The 15799-nt window shown below is 73.7% G+C and carries 15 protein-coding genes; 7 read left to right on the top strand and 8 right to left on the bottom strand.

The annotated features are described in order from the left end of the window. Window positions 1-50: 50 nt before the first annotated feature. The 3 genes from E2B92_RS11465 to E2B92_RS11480 all read right to left on the bottom strand — a co-directional run bounded on the left by E2B92_RS11465 (window position 51) and on the right by E2B92_RS11480 (window position 4015). Window positions 51-1073, bottom strand: coding sequence for an ABC transporter permease (locus tag E2B92_RS11465; protein WP_126886766.1), 1023 nt, complete (start codon window positions 1071-1073; stop codon window positions 51-53). After that, on the bottom strand, window positions 1070-2596 hold the full coding sequence (locus E2B92_RS11470; protein WP_126886765.1) for a sugar ABC transporter ATP-binding protein: 1527 nt from the start codon (window positions 2594-2596) through the stop codon (window positions 1070-1072). The genes E2B92_RS11465 and E2B92_RS11470 overlap by 4 nt, the downstream gene beginning before the upstream one ends. 237 nt (window positions 2597-2833) lie before the next feature. Further along, window positions 2834-4015, bottom strand: coding sequence for an ROK family transcriptional regulator (locus E2B92_RS11480; RefSeq protein ID WP_126886764.1), 1182 nt, complete (start codon window positions 4013-4015; stop codon window positions 2834-2836). A 225-nt stretch (window positions 4016-4240) separates the two neighbouring features. Here E2B92_RS11480 and E2B92_RS11485 point away from each other — a divergent pair, with 225 nt between their 5' ends. Beyond that, window positions 4241-4585 carry a hypothetical protein gene (locus tag E2B92_RS11485; RefSeq protein WP_126886763.1) on the top strand — a complete coding sequence of 115 codons (345 nt, stop codon included), beginning with the start codon at window positions 4241-4243 and terminating at the stop codon, window positions 4583-4585. 49 nt (window positions 4586-4634) lie between these two features. Here E2B92_RS11485 and E2B92_RS11490 read toward each other — a convergent pair whose 3' ends face one another. Continuing rightward, window positions 4635-5576: a beta-ketoacyl-ACP synthase III gene (locus E2B92_RS11490; protein ID WP_126886762.1), complete on the bottom strand. Its 942-nt coding sequence runs from the start codon at window positions 5574-5576 to the stop codon at window positions 4635-4637. Between the two features lie 561 nt (window positions 5577-6137). Here E2B92_RS11490 and fdhD point away from each other — a divergent pair. Continuing rightward, the gene (fdhD, locus tag E2B92_RS11500; RefSeq protein ID WP_126886760.1) at window positions 6138-6986 is read left to right on the top strand and encodes a formate dehydrogenase accessory sulfurtransferase FdhD; all 849 of its coding nucleotides are present in this window, start codon (window positions 6138-6140) and stop codon (window positions 6984-6986) included. Between the two features lie 85 nt (window positions 6987-7071). Here fdhD and E2B92_RS11505 read toward each other — a convergent pair whose 3' ends face one another. Both E2B92_RS11505 and E2B92_RS11510 read right to left on the bottom strand, forming a co-directional pair. Beyond that, complete coding sequence (locus E2B92_RS11505) at window positions 7072-7458, bottom strand: (2Fe-2S) ferredoxin domain-containing protein (protein ID WP_126886759.1); 387 nt, start codon at window positions 7456-7458, stop codon at window positions 7072-7074. A 176-nt stretch (window positions 7459-7634) separates the two neighbouring features. Further along, window positions 7635-8651 (bottom strand): bile acid:sodium symporter family protein, encoded by a 1017-nt coding sequence (locus E2B92_RS11510; protein ID WP_126886758.1) that lies wholly within the window; start codon window positions 8649-8651, stop codon window positions 7635-7637. A 127-nt stretch (window positions 8652-8778) separates the two neighbouring features. On the opposite strand from E2B92_RS11510, the gene E2B92_RS11515 reads away from it, so the two are divergent. The 3 genes from E2B92_RS11515 (at window position 8779) to E2B92_RS11525 (ending at window position 12703) form a co-directional block, all read left to right on the top strand. After that, entirely contained in the window at window positions 8779-9639 is an 861-nt protein-coding gene (locus tag E2B92_RS11515) for a LysR substrate-binding domain-containing protein (RefSeq protein ID WP_126886757.1), read from the top strand. A gap of 255 nt (window positions 9640-9894) precedes the next feature. Continuing rightward, the gene (locus E2B92_RS11520) at window positions 9895-11694 is read left to right on the top strand and encodes an AMP-dependent synthetase/ligase (protein ID WP_126886756.1); all 1800 of its coding nucleotides are present in this window, start codon (window positions 9895-9897) and stop codon (window positions 11692-11694) included. Window positions 11695-11869: 175 nt separating this feature from the next. Then, a complete protein-coding gene (locus E2B92_RS11525; RefSeq protein WP_126886755.1) occupies window positions 11870-12703 on the top strand; it encodes an aldo/keto reductase in 834 nt (277 codons plus the stop codon). Between the two features lie 73 nt (window positions 12704-12776). Here E2B92_RS11525 and E2B92_RS11530 read toward each other — a convergent pair whose 3' ends face one another. Together E2B92_RS11530 and E2B92_RS11535 are read right to left on the bottom strand one after the other, a co-directional pair. Next, window positions 12777-13253, bottom strand: a complete 477-nt coding sequence (locus E2B92_RS11530) for a hypothetical protein (protein WP_126886754.1) — start codon at window positions 13251-13253, stop codon at window positions 12777-12779. Between the two features lie 77 nt (window positions 13254-13330). Continuing rightward, complete coding sequence (locus E2B92_RS11535; RefSeq protein ID WP_126886753.1) at window positions 13331-13888, bottom strand: hypothetical protein; 558 nt, start codon at window positions 13886-13888, stop codon at window positions 13331-13333. Between the two features lie 127 nt (window positions 13889-14015). Between E2B92_RS11535 and E2B92_RS11540 the strand changes: the two genes are divergently transcribed. After that, window positions 14016-15002 (top strand): permease, encoded by a 987-nt coding sequence (locus E2B92_RS11540; RefSeq protein WP_235023789.1) that lies wholly within the window; start codon window positions 14016-14018, stop codon window positions 15000-15002. Next, window positions 14999-15796, top strand: coding sequence for a TIGR03943 family putative permease subunit (locus tag E2B92_RS11545; RefSeq protein WP_126886752.1), 798 nt, complete (start codon window positions 14999-15001; stop codon window positions 15794-15796). The genes E2B92_RS11540 and E2B92_RS11545 overlap by 4 nt, the downstream gene beginning before the upstream one ends. The last annotated feature ends 3 nt before the right edge of the window (window positions 15797-15799 follow it).

Raw genomic sequence — 15799 nt, forward strand, 5'->3', positions numbered from 1 at the left:
GGGGAGCGGTGAAAGGGGGGTGAGAGGCTGGTGATGGGGGCCGGGGGGTGTCAGGACTCGGCGGTGTCGCGTGCGGTGCGGCGCTGGACGAGGACGGCGGCGACGATGATGGCGCCCTTGGCGATCTGCTGGACGTCGCTCTGGAGGTTGTTCAGGGCGAAGATGTTGGTGATGGTGGTGAAGACGAGGACGCCGAGCACGGAGCCGGCGATGGTGCCGCGTCCACCGCTGAGCAGGGTGCCGCCGATGATCGCGGCCGCGATCGCGTCGAGTTCGTACAGGTTGCCGTTGGTGTTCTGGCCCGAGCCCGCCAGGACGATCAGCAGGAAGGCCGCGATGCCGCAGCACAGCCCCGACAGGAGGTAGAGGTACAGGCGCTGGCGGCGTACGTCGATGCCGGCGAGCCGGGCCGCCTCCGCGTTGCCGCCGACCGCGACCGTGCGCCGTCCGAACGTCGTCCGGTTCAGCACCAGCCAGCCGATGACGGTGACGGCGGCGAAGACCAGCACCAGCGGCGGTATACCGAGGACGTAGGCGTCCGGGACGCCGAGGTCGAGGACCGACGGGACGGTGACGATCTGGGTCTTGCCGTCGGTGATCTGGAGCGCGAGTCCGCGCGCCGAGGCGAGCATGGCGAGCGTGGCGATGAAGGGCACCATCCCGCCGTACGCGATGAGCACGCCGTTCACGAGGCCGCAGCCGAGGCCCACCACGACCGCCGTGAAGAGGATGCCGGCGAAACCGTACTCCTGGGTGGCGACGGTGGTCGCCCACACGGACGCCAGCGCGACGATCGCGCCGACCGACAGGTCGATGCCGCCGCTGGTGATGACGAACGTCATGCCGACGGTGACGACGCCGATGACGGACGCCTGGGTGAGCACCAGTTGGAGGTTGGAGGTGTCGAGGAACTGGTCGGGCCGGGTGATGCCGCCGATCGCGATCAGTACGGCGAGGACACCGAGCAGGGAGAGGTTGCGGACGTCGGCCCGCAGCCCCAGGGGCGGTCGTCCACCGGCTTTGCCGGCGGGTTCCCGGGGTTCGGCGGTCGTGACCGGCGCGGGCTGCGTCATGGCGTCGGGCTCCCTTCCATCACAAGGTCGAGTACGCGGTGTTCGTCGAGCTCCCGGGCGGGCGCCGTGTGCACGACGCGGCCCTCCCGCAGCACCAGCACCCGGTCGGCGAGGCCCAGCACTTCGGGGATCTCGCTGGAGACGAGCAGGACGGCGAGCCCGTCGTCGGCGAGGCGGCGGATCACGGCGTACAGCTCGGCACGGGCTCCGACGTCGACGCCGCGGGTCGGTTCGTCGAGGAGGAGGACACGGCAGCCGCGCAGCAGCCAGCGGGCGAGGACGGCCTTCTGCTGGTTGCCGCCGGAGAGGGTGCGGACGCGGGCGTCGGGGTTGTCGGGGCGCAGGGACAGGTCGCGGGTGGCGGCGCGGGCGGCGGCGCGTTCGGCCGTGCGGTCGATCCAGCCGGCACGGGAGAAGCGGGCCAGGGACGACACGGAGACGTTGCGCGTGACGGATTCGAGCATCAGCAGGCCCTGCGCCTTGCGTTCCTCGGGCGCGAGGCCGAGTCCGGCGCGGACGGCGGCGCGTACGCTCCCGGGGCGCAGCGGGCGGCCGTCGACCAGGACGCGTCCGGCGGTGGGGCGCCGGGCGCCGTAGACGGTCTCCAGGATCTCGGAGCGTCCGGAGCCGACGAGCCCGGCGAGGCCGACGATCTCGCCGGGCCGCAGTTCCAGGTCGACCGGCGCGAACTCCCCCTCCCGGGCGAGGCCCTCGGCCCTCAGCAGCGGGGCTCCCGCGGGCCCCGGCGCGGTCGGGCGGCGCTCGGGGAAGACGTACTCGACGTTCCGGCCGGTCATCATGGCAACGATGTCGCGTGTCGGGGTGTCCTCGGCGGACAGGCCCCCGGCGACGGCTCGGCCGTCCTTGAGGACGGTCACGCGGTCGCCGATGCGGCGGATCTCCTCCAGGCGATGGGAGATGTACACGACGGCGACCCCGTCGGCGGTGAGGTCGGCGACGATCCGGAAGAGGTTGGCGGTCTCGTCGGGGTCGAGGGCGGCGGACGGCTCGTCCATGACGATGAGGCGTACGTCGTGGGAGAGCGCGCGGGCCATGGAGACGATCTGCCGCTGGGCGGCGGACAGGTCGCCCACGGCCCGGGCCGGGTCGATCTCCGGGTGGCCGAGACGGCGCAGCAGGGCGGTGGCGGCGGTGCGGGCGGTGCGGCCGCGCACGACGAACCCGGCGGTGGTGGGTTCGTGGCCGAGGAAGACGTTCTCGGCGACGGACAGGCCCTCCACCAGGTCGAGTTCCTGGTAGATGGTGGCGATGCCGAGGCGCATGGCGGCGACGGGCGACTTCAGCTCCACCGGCCGGCCCCGCCACGCGATGGTGCCGCCGTCGGGCTGGTGGGCCCCGGCCAGGACCTTGATGAGGGTGGACTTGCCGGCGCCGTTCTGGCCGAGGAGGCAGTGGACTTCGCCGGCCCTGACCTCCAGGTCGACGCCGTCGAGGGCGCGTACCCCGGGGAACGACTTGGTGATGCCGGACATGGTGAGCAGGGGTGGTTCCGGTGTTGCCATGACGAATCCCCTCGGCGGGGGGGGGGGGGGGGGGGGGGGGCCGGGGGGGGGGGGGGGGGGGTGGGGGGGGGGGGGGGGGGGGCGGGGGGGGGGGGGGGTGGGGGCCGGGGTGGGGCCGGTGGTGCGGTGCGCGGGGTGTTGCGGCCGGTGCGGGTGGTGCCGGTGAGGCTGGTGGGGCCCGGACGGGTACGGGTGCGGCCTGCTGGGCCGAGGAGGGCGCGGTCGGGCCGGTACGGGTCAGGCGGGTGAGAACAGGTGGTCGCTGATGAGCCGGGCGGCGCCGGTGACTCCGGCGGCGGGGCCGAGCTCGCCCAGCACGATGGGGAGGTTGCCGGTGGCCAGGGGCAGGGACGTGCGGTAGACCTGGGTGCGGACGGCGGCGAGCAGGTTGTGGCCGAGGCCGGTCACCCCGCCGCCGATCACCACCAGGCCCGGGTTGAAGAAGCTGACGAGCCCGGCGATGACCTGGCCCACGCGGTTGCCGCCCTCGCGGATCAGCGCGAGTGAGGTGGCGTCACCCGCGGCCGCGCCGGCGGCGACGTCCACGGCGGTGAGCCGCCCGGTGGCCTCCAGGCGCCGCGCCAGCTCCTCCGACCGGCCGGCGCGTGCCGCGTCCTCGGCGTCACGGGCGAGCGCGGCGCCGCTGAAGTGGGCCTCGAGGCACCCGCGGTTGCCGCACGCGCAGGCGCGGCCCTCCGGCACGACCTGGATGTGACCGATGTCGCCGGCGCTGCCGGTCGTCCCGCGGTACACCTCCCCGCCGACGACGATGCCGCACCCGATGCCCGTACCGATCTTGACGCAGAGGAAGTCGCCGACCGAACGGGCGACGCCCGCGTGCTGCTCCCCCATCGCCATCAGGTTCACGTCGTTGTCCACCATGACCGGACAGCCGAGCTCCTGGCTGAGCGCCTCCCGGACGGGGAACCCGTCCCAGCCGGGCATGATCGGCGGCGCGACCGGTACGCCCTCGGGGAAGCGGACCGGGCCGGGTACGCCGATCCCGGCACCGTCGAAGCCCTCGGCGAGGCCGGACGCCCGGAGCTTGGCGGCCATGGTGAGGACCTGCTCGAACACGGCGACCGGGCCGTCGCGCACGTCCATGGGGTGGTTGAGGTGGCCCAGCACCTCCAGCTCCGCGTTGGTGACGGCGACATCGATGGAGGTGGCGCCGATGTCGACGCCCAGGAAGCGCAGTCCGGGCGCGAGGCGGATGTTGTGCGACCGCCGCCCGCCGCGTGACGCGGCGAGCCCGTCCGCCACCACGAGCCCGGTCTCCAGGAGCCGGTCCACCTCGACGGCCAGCTTGGAGCGTGACAGGTCGACCTGGTCGCCAAGCTGGGCGCGGGAGTTGGGGCCGCCGTCGCGCAGCAGCCGCAGAAGTCGCGCCTGGTGCGCGTTGGCGGGTCGAGCCGTCATACGTCTCACGCGCCCCTCCCCGCCGTCGTGTCCGGCCTTGGTGTGCTGCTTTCGAGGGGGAACGTAGCAGCGCTTTGCCTCAGGGGGAAGAAGTTGCGCGGCAATCCATGCCAACTTTCTCCACAGCCAGGACAAAGGCTCGCCACGGCCCAACTCGCGTACGGTGGACGGCGGATCGAGCGGCTGGGAAGGCCGGCGGGGCGACCGAGCGGGAAGGGGACCGGGGTGAGCAGGGCACTGCGCGCCTTCACGGTGGGCACCCTGGTGGTCGGCTGCGCCGGCTACGCGGCCACCGAGTACCTCGCCAGCACCACCGGCACGGCCACGCCGCCCAGCCCCTACGCGTCCGAACCCGCGCCGCCGGACTGCGCGGCGCGGGAGCGGCACCCGGCCGGCTGCCCGCCCCCGGGCGGCGAGTCCCCCGGCGACCACTGCGGGCCCGCCTTCCGCGCGGAGGCACGGTCCTCCGCCCCGCCGCCCGGCCCCGGCCTGCCGGTCGCCCTGCCCACCGGCGATCCCGGGACCGACCGCTTGTGCTCCTTGGTCGTCGTCACACGCGACAAGGAGTGACCGGCGCCGGGCAAGGGAAACGATGACCGGCGGCACGCGCGCTCCGCCGTCAGGGCACCCGGACGACCTGGCCCGCGTACGACAGGTTGCCGCCGAAGCCGAAGAGCAGGGCGGGCGCGCCGGAGGCGACCTCGCCGCGCTCGACCAGCTTGCTGAGCGCCATGGGGATGGAGGCGGCCGAAGTGTTGCCGGACTCGGTGACGTCGCGGGCGATCACCGCGTTGACCGCGCCGATCCGCCGGGCGACCGGTTCGATGATGCGCAGGTTCGCCTGGTGCAGCACGACCGCGGCCAGTTCCTCGGGCGTGACGCCCGCCCGCTCGCACACCCGGCGGGCGATGGGCGGGAGCTGCGTGGTGGCCCAGCGGTAGACCGCCTGGCCCTCCTGGGCGAACCGCGGCGGGGTGCCCTCGATGCGGACGGCGTGGCCCATCTCGGGGACGGAGCCCCACAGCACCGGTCCGATGCCGGCCTCGCCGGGCGCCGCCTCGACGACCGCCGCGCCCGCGCCGTCGCCGACCAGGACGCAGGTCGTCCGGTCGGTCCAGTCGGTGATCTCGGTCATCTTGTCGGCACCGATCACCAGCGCGCGGGTCGCCGAGCCCGCCCGTACGGCGTGGTCGGCGGTGGCCAGCGCGTGGGTGAAGCCGGCGCACACCACGTTGAGGTCCATGGTGGCGGGCGACCCCATACCCAGCCGGGCGGCGACCCGGGCCGCGGTGTTCGGGGAGCGGTCGATGGCCGTGGAGGTGGCGACCAGCACCAGGTCGACGTCCGCCGGGCCGAGTCCGGCGGCGGCCAGCGCCTTGGCGCCCGCGTGGGCGGCCATCTCGTCGACGGGCTCGTCGGGGCCGGCGACATGGCGGGTCCTGATGCCGACCCGGCTGGTGATCCATTCGTCGCTGGTGTCGACGAGCGCGGCCAGGTCGGCGTTGGTCAGGATCTTGGCGGGCTGGTAGTGCCCGAGCGCGGCGATACGAGTGCCCGTCATGCCCGGGACCCCCTTGGTGTGCGAAAGGTTTCATGCGGGTGCAGGAACCACCCAGTTTCGCCAGCGACTGATGAGTAACCGGTCAAGCGATCCGACAGGATTCACGCCCGCCTCTTGGAGAGTCCGCAACATCCGCGGTCCCGCCCGCCCCGGAAGGGAAACCCGCGCGCGCGTCCCGCGGCCCCGGTCCGGCACGCGGGCGGCGGGCGGGTGGGACGAGTCGGACGGCGGACGGCGCACGGCGCACGACGCGCGGCGGGCGGGGACGGCCACGGCCACGACGACGGCCACGGCCACGGCGACGGCGACGACGACGGCCACGACGACGGCCACGGCCACGGCCACGGCGACGGGCGAGGGGCGACGGGCGACGGGCGACGGGCGACGGGCGACGGGCGACGGTCCGCGCGTACCGCGGAGTCGGCCGCCACCCGACTCCGTACGTGCAGGACAATGTGATCGTCGGGGTCACCTCGCCGCACGACGGCACGGTGACCACGGCAACCTCCGCGTCAAGGGCCGTTTCGGCTGCCACCACGTTCAGAACCGGGACTGATCAGCATGGGACGGGTCACCGAGCGCCGCCGCGTCATCCGCATCCGGGACGGAGCCGTCTCGACCCGCCCGGACACCCTGGTCGCCGAGGAGCCTCTGGAGATCCGGCTCAACGGCAAGCCGCTCGCCATCACCATGCGCACCCCGGGCGACGACTTCGCCCTGGCGGCCGGCTTCCTCGTCAGCGAGGGCGTGCTGGGCTCGGCGGCGGACGTACGGAACATCGTGTACTGCGCCGGCGCCCAGGACGACGGGACCAACACCTACAACGTGGTGGACGTCAGGCTCGCGCCCGGCGTGACCGTTCCGGACATCACGCTGGAGCGGAACGTCTACACGACGTCCTCGTGCGGCCTGTGCGGCAAGGCCAGCCTGGACGCGGTGCGCACCACGGCGCGCTTCCCGATCGCCGACACTCCCCCGCTCCTGGTGGAGCCCGGGCTGCTCGCCGCGCTCCCCGACAGGCTGCGGGAGGCACAGCGGGTCTTCGACCGGACCGGTGGGCTGCACGCGGCGGCGCTGTTCTCCGAGACGGGCGAGCTGCTCGACGTGCGGGAGGACGTGGGCCGGCACAACGCGGTGGACAAGCTGGTCGGCCACGCCCTGCGGGAGGACCGGCTGCCGCTGGACCGGGCGATCCTGCTGGTGTCGGGGCGTGCGTCGTTCGAGCTGGCGCAGAAGGCGGTGATGGCGGGCATCCCGGTGCTGGCGGCGGTGTCGGCGCCGTCGTCGCTCGCCGTCGACCTGGCCGCGGAGACGGGACTCACGCTGGTCGGTTTCCTGCGCGGCCGGAACATGAACGTGTACGCGGGTGAGGGCCGGATCGCCCTGGAGGCAGCGGCCCCCCGCGGCTGACCCGGCTCCGGGAGGCCGGCCGCACGGGCCGGTGCGGTGGCCGGCCGGCACGGGGTGCGCCCCCGTGCCGGCCGGTTCCGCGTCCCTACCTGCGGGGCGGGTCGATCATCTGGAGCGTGAGCGTGTCCGGGGGTGCCGCGACGCCCGGCCCGCCCGCCTCGACCCAGGCGAGGATGTCGTCCAGGCAGTCGTCGTCGAGCGCCCAGCCGATCCAGGCGGCGCGGGCGCCCTTGCGGCGGCCCTCGGTGGAGGGCTGGACGACCACCACATTGGCCTGGCCGCACGGACCCAGGCAGTCACTGGTGCGGACGGCGAGCCGGCCGCCGGAGGCCGCGGCGGCCGCGCGGAGCCGGTCGAGCTGGCCGGCGTGGTCGGTGCCGGGGCGCTTGCGGGCGTCGCCGCAGCAGCAGCCGCGGCAGACGACCAGGGAGCAGGGGCGGGTGGCGCCGGGGCGTATCCAGGTGCGGTTCACCGGGCCGTGTCCGGGGCGTCGAATGAGGGCATGGCCTCACGGTATCCGCCTGCGTGATCATCACCGGGCGGTGGGGTGGGCGATCCGTTCCAGGAGGGCGGCGAACCGGTCGCGGTCGGTGGGCGTACGGCCCCGGCGGCGGCACGGTGGACGTCCTCGTCCCGTGACGGCGGCCGTCAGCGGTGGACCGGCTCCGCACGGCCCGGGTCCGCCGCCGACAACTGGGGCGCCGGGTCGTTCGCGCGGCGTTTCGCGACGACCGCGCACACCATGAGCTGCATCTGGTGGAAGAGCATCAGCGGCAGGACGGCGAGCGAGGCGTGCGCGCCGAACAGGACGCTCGCCATCGGCAGGCCCGCCGCGAGGCTCTTCTTCGACCCCGCGAACTGGATCGCGATCCGGTCCTCCCGGCCGAACCCGAGCCGTCCGGCCCCGTACCAGGTCAGCGCCAGCATCACGGCGAGGAGCACCGCCTCGACGCCCAGCAGGGCCGCCAGCCGGGCGGGGGTGACCTGGTGCCAGACGCCCTGGACCATGCCCGCGCTGAACGCCGTGTAGACGACGAGCAGGATCGAGCCGCGGTCGACGTACCCGAGCACCTTCTTGTGCCGGGTGAGGAAGCCGGCCACCCAGCGGCGCAGCGCCTGGCCCGCCAGGAACGGCAGCAGCAACTGGGCGACGATGCGCAGCAGTGAACCGGCCGAGAACCCGCCGGCGGAACCGCCCAGCAGCAGGGCCGCCAGCAGGGGCGTGAGGACGATCCCGGCCAGCGAGGAGAAGGAGCCCGCGCAGATCGCGGCGGGCACGTTGCCGCGCGCCATGGAGGTGAAGGCGATCGACGACTGGATCGTGGAGGGCACCAGGCACAGGAACAGCAGCCCGCCGTACAGGGCGGGCGTCAGCACCGCCGGGACCAGGCCCTCCGCGGCCAGCCCCAGCAGCGGGAAGACCACGAACGTCGCCGCCAGCACGGTCACGTGCAGCCGCCAGTGGCGCAGGCCGTCCAGCGCCTCCCGGGTGGACAGCCGTGCCCCGTACAGGAAGAACAGCAGCGCGACGGCGCCGGTCGAGACCCCGCCGACGGCGTCGGCGGCCGCACCCGAGGCGGGGAGCAGCGCCGCGAGGGCCACCGTCCCCACCAGCGCCAGGAGGTACGGGTCGATCGGCGGCCAGGACAGGGGTCGGCGGCTCATGTGCTCCACGTGCTCTCGGGTTCGGGTCGTACCCCGCCCATCGTCCACCTGATCGAGCCGATCGGGAATCCGGTACACCGCTCTGACTGTCATCACGTTCCGCGATGACCGGCGCTAGCCTGGCGGTGTGTACGAGCCGACGCAGTTGCGCACGTTCCTGGCCGTGGCGCAGACCCTGAGCTTCACCCAGGCCGCCCGCCGTCTCGGGCTGCGCCAGTCGACGGTCAGCCAGCACGTACGGCGGCTGGAGGAGGCGGCGGGGCGTGCGCTGTTCACCCGGGACACGCACAGCGTGGAGCTGACCGAGGACGGGGAGGCGATGCTCGGCTTCGCCCGGACGATCCTGGCGGCGCACGAGCGGGCGGCGGCGTTCTTCACGGGGACGCGGCTGCGGGGGCGGCTGCGGTTCGGGGTGTCGGAGGACTTCGTGCTGACCCGGCTGCCCGAGATCCTGGAGTCGTTCCGGCGCGAGCACCCCGAGGTGGACCTGGAGCTGACGGTGGGCCTGTCGGGCACGCTGCACGAGAAGCTGGCGGCGGGCCGGCTGGACCTGGTCCTCGCCAAGCGGCGCGGCGGGGACACCCACGGCCGTCTGGTCTGGCAGTCCACCCTGACGTGGATCGGCGCGCCGGCGCTGCGCCTGGACCCGGATCGCCCGGTTCCGCTCATCGTCTTCCCGCCGCCGGGCATCACCCGGGCGCGTGCGCTGGAGGCGCTGGAGGCGCACGGCCGCTCCTGGCGGATCGTCTGCACGAGCGCGAGCCTGAGCGGGCTGATCGCGGCCGCCCGGGCGGGCCTGGGCGTGATGGCCCACACCCGTGGCCTGGTCCCGCCGGGTCTGGCTCCCGTCCCCGCCCGGGCCGGCCTGCCGGAGCTGGGCGGGGTGGACTTCGTCCTCCTCCACGGCCGGCCCCGGGGCGGTGCCCAGGAGGCGGCGGACGCCCTGGCGGCGGCGATCCTGGCGGGCGGCGACCGGCTGCACCGGTAGCGGGGCAGGTAACGGTGCGTGAGCGGGTCGTACAGATTCCGTGGAGATTACGGTACCCGCTACTTACCCGGCGGTCAGTAGTGGACGCATGGCAACCGCCGTGGCCGGGCACTTAGCTTCTGACCTGTGGCGATGTCGTACGGGCGGGGTTCGCGAAGGCCCTCCCGCGCAGGTCCGGCGTGGGGTACCGTCACCCTCCGCCGTGCGGAGCACCCCCCAAGGAGCAGGCCATTGCGCGAGTTCACCGTCCCACCCGTGGCTGCGGCTCCCCTGGTTGGCGGACTGGCTGACTCCGTTTTCGAGCACGCGCTGGACGACCCGGACCGGGTCGTCCTCGGCCGCAAGGGGACGGACGGCCGCTGGGCCGATGTCACGGCCGCTCGGTTCCGGGACGAGGTGCTGGCGCTCGCCAAGGGCCTGCTCGCCGAGGGCGTCCGGTTCGGGGACCGGGTCGCCATCATGGCGCGGACGCGCTACGAGTGGACGCTGTTCGACTTCGCGCTGTGGACCGTCGGGGCCCAGTCGGTGCCCATCTACCCCACCTCCTCGGCCGACCAGGTCCACTGGATGCTGCACGACGCCGAGGTGACCGCGTGCGTGGTGGAGCACGAGGACCACGCCATGACCATCGGCTCGGTGATCGACCGGCTGCCCCGGCTGAAGCGGCTGTGGCAGCTCGACGCTGGGGCCGTCGGCGAGCTGACGGAGGCGGGCTCCCGCATCGACGAGGACGTGGTCCACCGGCACCGGCGCGCGGTGACGCCCGAGTCGGTCGCCACGGTGATCTACACCTCCGGGACGACGGGCCGCCCCAAGGGGTGCGTGCTGACCCACGCGAACTTCATGTTCGAGGCGGACACGCTGGTCGGCCGCTGGGAGCAGGTCTTCCACTCCAAGCCCGGCGACGAGGCGTCGACGCTGCTGTTCCTGCCCCTCGCCCATGTCTTCGGGCGGATGGTGGAGGTCGCGGCGGTCCGCAAGCGGGTGAAGTTCGGCCACCAGCCGCAGCTCGCGGCCGGGCCGCTGCTGGCCGACCTGGCCGCGTTCCGGCCGACGTTCGTGCTGGCCGTCCCGTACATCTTCGAGAAGGTGTACCAGGCGGCACGGCGCCGGGCGGAGGCGGACGGGAGGCTGGGCCCCTTCGACAAGGCCGTCGAGGTGGCGGTGCGGTACGCGGAGGCGCTGGAGAACAAGGCGTTCGGGCTGGGGCCCGGCCCGTCGGCCGCGCTGCGGGTGCAGCACCAGTTCTTCGACAAGGTGGTGTACGGCAAGGTCCGCGAGGCGCTCGGCGGCCGGGTGCGGCACGCCATGTCCGGCGGTTCGGGGATGGCGCGGCGGCTCGGGCTGTTCTTCGAGGGCGCGGGCGTGACCGTGTACGAGGGCTACGGCCTGACGGAGTCGGCGGCGGCGGCCACGGCCAACCCGCCCGAGCGGACGAAGTACGGCACGGTCGGCCCGCCCATCCCGGGCACGACGGTGCACATCGCGGACGACGGGGAGGTGTGGCTGCGCGGGCCGCACGTCTTCTCCGGCTATCTGGGCGACCCGGCCGCGACCGCCGCCGTGCTCCACGACGGCTGGCTGGCGACCGGTGACCTGGGGTCGCTCGACGAGGACGGCTATCTGACCATCACGGGGCGGAAGAAGGAGATCCTGGTGACCTCCGGCGGCAAGAGCGTGTCGCCGGCCGCCCTGGAGGAGCGGGTGCGGTCCCACCCCCTGGTGGCGCAGTGCATCGTGGTCGGCAACGACCGCCCGTACGTGGCCGCCCTGGTGACCATCGACCAGGAGGCCGTCGAGCACTGGCTCGCCATGCAGAACCGCGTGCCCCTGCCGCCCGCCGAGCTGGTGCGGGACCCGTCACTGGAGACGGAGATACGGCGGGCGGTGGTGGCGGCCAACACCCTGGTGTCACAGGCGGAGTCGATCCGGACCTTCCGCATCCTGGCCCACCCGTTCTCGGAGGAGCACGGGCTGCTGACGCCGTCGCTCAAGCTGAAACGGAAGGCCATCGAGGCGGCCTACGCGGCGGAGGTCGACGCCCTGTACCGGTGAGCCGTCCCCGGGCGCGGGTTCAGATGGCCGTACCGCGTTCAGTGACGTGCGCGGGAGGGGGGGCATGGACCGGACCCGGTCGGGGGAACGGTTCCGGTACGGGGCGGGAACACGTTCCAGGATGTGGTCGTTGTCCCTGGGAGTAGCAGACCGACGACGTAAGGATCGACCGCTCGTGAGCAAGGTCCCCTCCATCACCCTCAACAACGGCGTGTCCATGCCGCAGCTCGGTTTCGGTGTCTGGCAGGTGCCCGACGACGAGGCGGCCAGGACGGTGGGCACGGCCCTCGAGGCCGGGTACCGCAGCATCGACACCGCAGCGATCTACGGGAACGAGAAGGGCACCGGCGAGGCCATCGCCGCCTCCGGCATCGCCCGCGACGAGATCTTCGTCACCACCAAGCTCTGGAACAGCGAGCAGGGCCACGACTCGACCCTGCGGGCGTTCGACGACTCGCTGGCCAGGCTGGGGCTCGATTACGTCGACCTGTACCTGATCCACTGGCCGGTGCCGTCGCGGGACGCGTACGTCGACACGTACAAGGCGTTCGAGAAGATCCTCGCGGACGGCCGCGCCCGGGCGATCGGTGTCTCGAACTTCCTGCCCGAGCACCTGGAGCGCCTGATGGACGAGACCTCCGTCGTCCCGGTGCTCAACCAGATCGAGCTGCACCCCCAGCTCCAGCAGGCGCAGTCGCGGGAGTTCCACGCCCGCCACGGCATCCGGACCGAGGCATGGTCGCCGCTGGGCCAGGGCCGGGGCCTGCTGGAGGCCCCGACGGTCGTGGCGGTCGCCCGGAAGCACGAGCGCACGCCCGCCCAGGTGGTGCTGCGCTGGCACCTCCAGCTCGGCAACGTCGTGATCCCGAAGTCCTCGACCCCCTCCCGCATCCGGGAGAACATCGACGTCTTCGGCTTCGAGCTGGACGCCGACGACCTGGCGGCCTTCGCCGCCCTCGACGAGGGCAGGCGGCTGGGCCCGGACCCGGCCACGTTCGGCGACGACTGAGCCACGGCGCCGTCCGCCGGCGCGGTGGCCCGGGGGCGGCCGCGCCGGTCGTGGTGCGGGGCCGGCCGGTGGGTCAGGTGGTCAGCAGGCGGTTGAAGAACGACCGGTACCGGCGCAGCGCCCTGCGCAGGTCCTCGGTGTCGACCTCCTCGCCGCGGTTCCACTGACCCTCCAGGTCCTTCTTGTGCTCGGCGAAGGTCGAGGCCAGTTGCCGCATGACGTCGGTGACGAGGGCGTCGGCCTGGTGCACGGCATCGCGCGGATCGTCGACGAACCGGGTCTGGATCTCCTGCCAGCGGTCCCGGAAGCCCTCCTCGTCGCCCCCGGCCAGGAGCTGTGGCGTCTCGTCCTCATCGCTCGGCACGGCCACTTCGGGGGCCGTGGGCGGCTTTGGACCGGCCGGCTCCGCCGCGCTCCGGAGGGGATGGGCCGGGGCGTCCGGCCGCCCCTCCAGGCCACCGCCCGCACTGCCCGGCCGGGCGATGTCCTCGGTGGACAGCTCGGTGGCCGGCCCGCTCTCGCCGGGCCCGGGTATGTCCTGGCGTCGCATCTCTCCTCCTCCACCGCGACAGGCGCCCGCGGTACGCGCCGGTCCGGGCGCGCGGGCGCGACTCTCCGCTTCCGGGTTCAGGCCGGGGCCCGGCGGGACTGGCCCCCGTCGGCCAGCAGTTCGTCGAAGAGGGCGCGGTAATGCACCATCGCCCCGCGCAACTGCTCGGTCGTGGCCTGGTGCTTCATGCTCAGCCTGTTGACCTCGTGCGCGGCCCGGTAGTGCTCGATCGTGCGGCCGTGCTCGACCGAGAGGTCCCTCAGCCGCTGGTCGAGGCCCTCCGTCGGGTAGCCGCGCTCCCTCATCAGGGAGGTCACCAGGAGGTCCGCGTCCTGCACGGCCTCCTCCGGGCGGTCCACGAACTCGCCCTGCACCTCGGTCCAGTTCCGCGTGTAGCGGTCCCGGACCTCGCCCGGCAGAGGCTTGATGTCCAGCTCGTCGTGGCGTTTCTCGCGTGCGCTCAGGTCGCGCTCGGCCGCGCGCCGGCTTCCGGCGTCCTCGACCGTCCGGTCGTACTCCGGCCCGAACCGCTCGCGCAGGCGCCGGCTGCGGAAGCCCAGGAAGGCGATCACGGCCAGTGCGGCGAGGATCAGCGCGACGGGAATGACGATCGCCAGGAGCGTGCCTGTCGACATGGGACCAACCCCCTCAGGAGTGCCCGTTATGCCCCTTTCAGGGTATCGCTCACCCTTGTCCGCGAGGAGCGGTCGATCCGTAGGGTGAAATGATTGTCATTCGCCGCTGCGGCTAGGGTGTGGCTCCATGAACCGAGCCGCCCCCGTGCGCGAGCGCCCGCCGGGCGCGATACCGTCGTCCGTCGCCGTCACCGGAGCCGTGTCGCTGCTGCTGATCGGCGCGCTGGCGCTCCCCGTGCTGAACCACCCCGGGTTCCGGGCCTGGCAGACCGTCTGCGTGGCGCTCACGGTGCAGGCGCTGCCCTTCCTGCTCCTCGGCACCATCGTCTCGGGGGCCGTCAACGCCTTCGTCCCCGCACGGGTCTTCAGCCGGGCGCTGCCCCGCAACCCCGCGCTCGCGGTGCCGGTCGCCGGGGCCGCGGGCGTGGTGCTGCCCGGCTGCGAGTGCGCCTCCGTGCCGGTCGCGGGGAGCCTGATCCGGCGCGGGGTCACCCCGGCCGCGGCGTTCGCGTTCCTGCTCTCCGCGCCCGCGGTCAACCCCGTGGTCCTGGTGTCGACCGCCGTCGCCTTCCCCGGGCAGCCGGGCATGGTCGCCGCCCGGCTCGTCGCCTCCCTCGTGACGGCGGCCACCATGGGCTGGCTGTGGCTGAAGTGGGGCCGTGCCGAGTGGCTGTCGATGCCCGCGCGGCACACGGGCCACCGGGCCGGGCACAGCCGCTGGGAGGAGTTCCGGCTCGGCTTCCAGCACGACTTCCTGCACGCGGGCGGCTTCCTGGTCGTCGGCGCGATGGCGGCGGCCACCTTCAACGTGCTCGTACCGCGCTCCGTCCTGGACGCCTTCGCCGGCTCCCCCTGGCTGTCGGTGCTGTTCCTCGCCGCGCTCGCCATCGTGCTCGCCGTCTGCTCGGAGGCCGACGCCTTCGTCGCCGCGTCGCTCACCGGCTTCTCCCCCACCGCACGGCTGACCTTCATGGTGGTGGGCCCCATGGTCGACGTGAAGCTGATCGCCCTCCAGGCCGGGACCTTCGGCCGGGCCTTCGCCGTGCGCTTCTCGGCCGCGACCGCCGTGGTGGCCGTGGCGTGCGCCTGTCTGACCGGGTGGTGGCTGCTGTGAGACGGCACATCCAGGCGGCGCTGCTGCTGCTCACCGGCTCGGCCGTGCTGCACATCTCGCTGCTGAGCCAGGTCTACCTGCGGTACGTGAAGGAGGGGCTGCGGCCCTTCCTGATCGCCTCCGCCGTGCTGCTGCTGGTGCTGGGCGTCGTGAGCGCCGTACGGGACGGGCTGCCGTTCGCGCCCCGGCGGCCGGAGCACCGGGAACGGGCGGACGACCAGGGACCGGTGGACGACGGGCACGGGCATGGACACGGGCACGGGCACGACGGCGGGCCGCGGGTCGCCTGGGTGCTCTTCCTGCCCGTCCTGGCCCTGCTGCTGTACGCCCCGCCCGCGCTCGGCTCGTACACCGCGGCGCGCGAGACCGACAACGCGGTCGCCCGGGTGTCGGAGTTCGACCCCCTGCCGGACGCCGACCCCGCGCCGCTCGCCCTGTCCGGGTTCATCGCGCGGGTCCAGCAGGACCGGGAGCGGAGCCTGGCCGGCCGTACGGTGCTGATGACCGGGTTCGTCACGCCCGCGAAGGACGGCTCCGCCAAGGACGGCTCCTGGTACCTCACCCGGCTCGTCGTGAGCTGCTGCGCGGCCGACTCCCGGTCGCTGCGCGTCCGCGTCCACGGCAGGCCCGCGCCCCCCGCCGACACCTGGGTGACCGTGACGGGCACGTGGCACCCCGGTGGCGGCGGCGAACTGGGCACGGCGACCGCCCAGGTGGCGCTCGACGCCCGGAGCGTGGAGCGGGTGCCCGAGCCGGTCAACCCCTACCAGGACACCACGCCCCTGCTGCCGTGACGG

Source organism: Streptomyces sp. WAC05374 (assembly GCF_004353505.1).
Lineage (GTDB): Bacteria > Actinomycetota > Actinomycetes > Streptomycetales > Streptomycetaceae > Streptomyces.

Bases quoted from the DNA above. Each gene is read 5' to 3' on its own strand.
- E2B92_RS11465 (WP_126886766.1), bottom strand. From the start codon at position 1,073: ATGACGCAGCCCGCGCCGGTCACGACCGCCGAACCCCGGGAACCCGCC.
- E2B92_RS11470 (WP_126886765.1), bottom strand. From the start codon at position 2,596: ATGGCAACACCGGAACCACCCCTGCTCACCATGTCCGGCATCACCAAG.
- E2B92_RS11480 (WP_126886764.1), bottom strand. From the start codon at position 4,015: ATGACGGCTCGACCCGCCAACGCGCACCAGGCGCGACTTCTGCGGCTG.
- E2B92_RS11490 (WP_126886762.1), bottom strand. From the start codon at position 5,576: ATGACGGGCACTCGTATCGCCGCGCTCGGGCACTACCAGCCCGCCAAG.
- fdhD (WP_126886760.1), top strand. From the start codon at position 6,138: ATGGGACGGGTCACCGAGCGCCGCCGCGTCATCCGCATCCGGGACGGA.
- E2B92_RS11510 (WP_126886758.1), bottom strand. From the start codon at position 8,651: ATGAGCCGCCGACCCCTGTCCTGGCCGCCGATCGACCCGTACCTCCTG.
- E2B92_RS11530 (WP_126886754.1), bottom strand. From the start codon at position 13,253: ATGCGACGCCAGGACATACCCGGGCCCGGCGAGAGCGGGCCGGCCACC.
- E2B92_RS11535 (WP_126886753.1), bottom strand. From the start codon at position 13,888: ATGTCGACAGGCACGCTCCTGGCGATCGTCATTCCCGTCGCGCTGATC.
- E2B92_RS11540 (WP_235023789.1), top strand. From the start codon at position 14,016: ATGAACCGAGCCGCCCCCGTGCGCGAGCGCCCGCCGGGCGCGATACCG.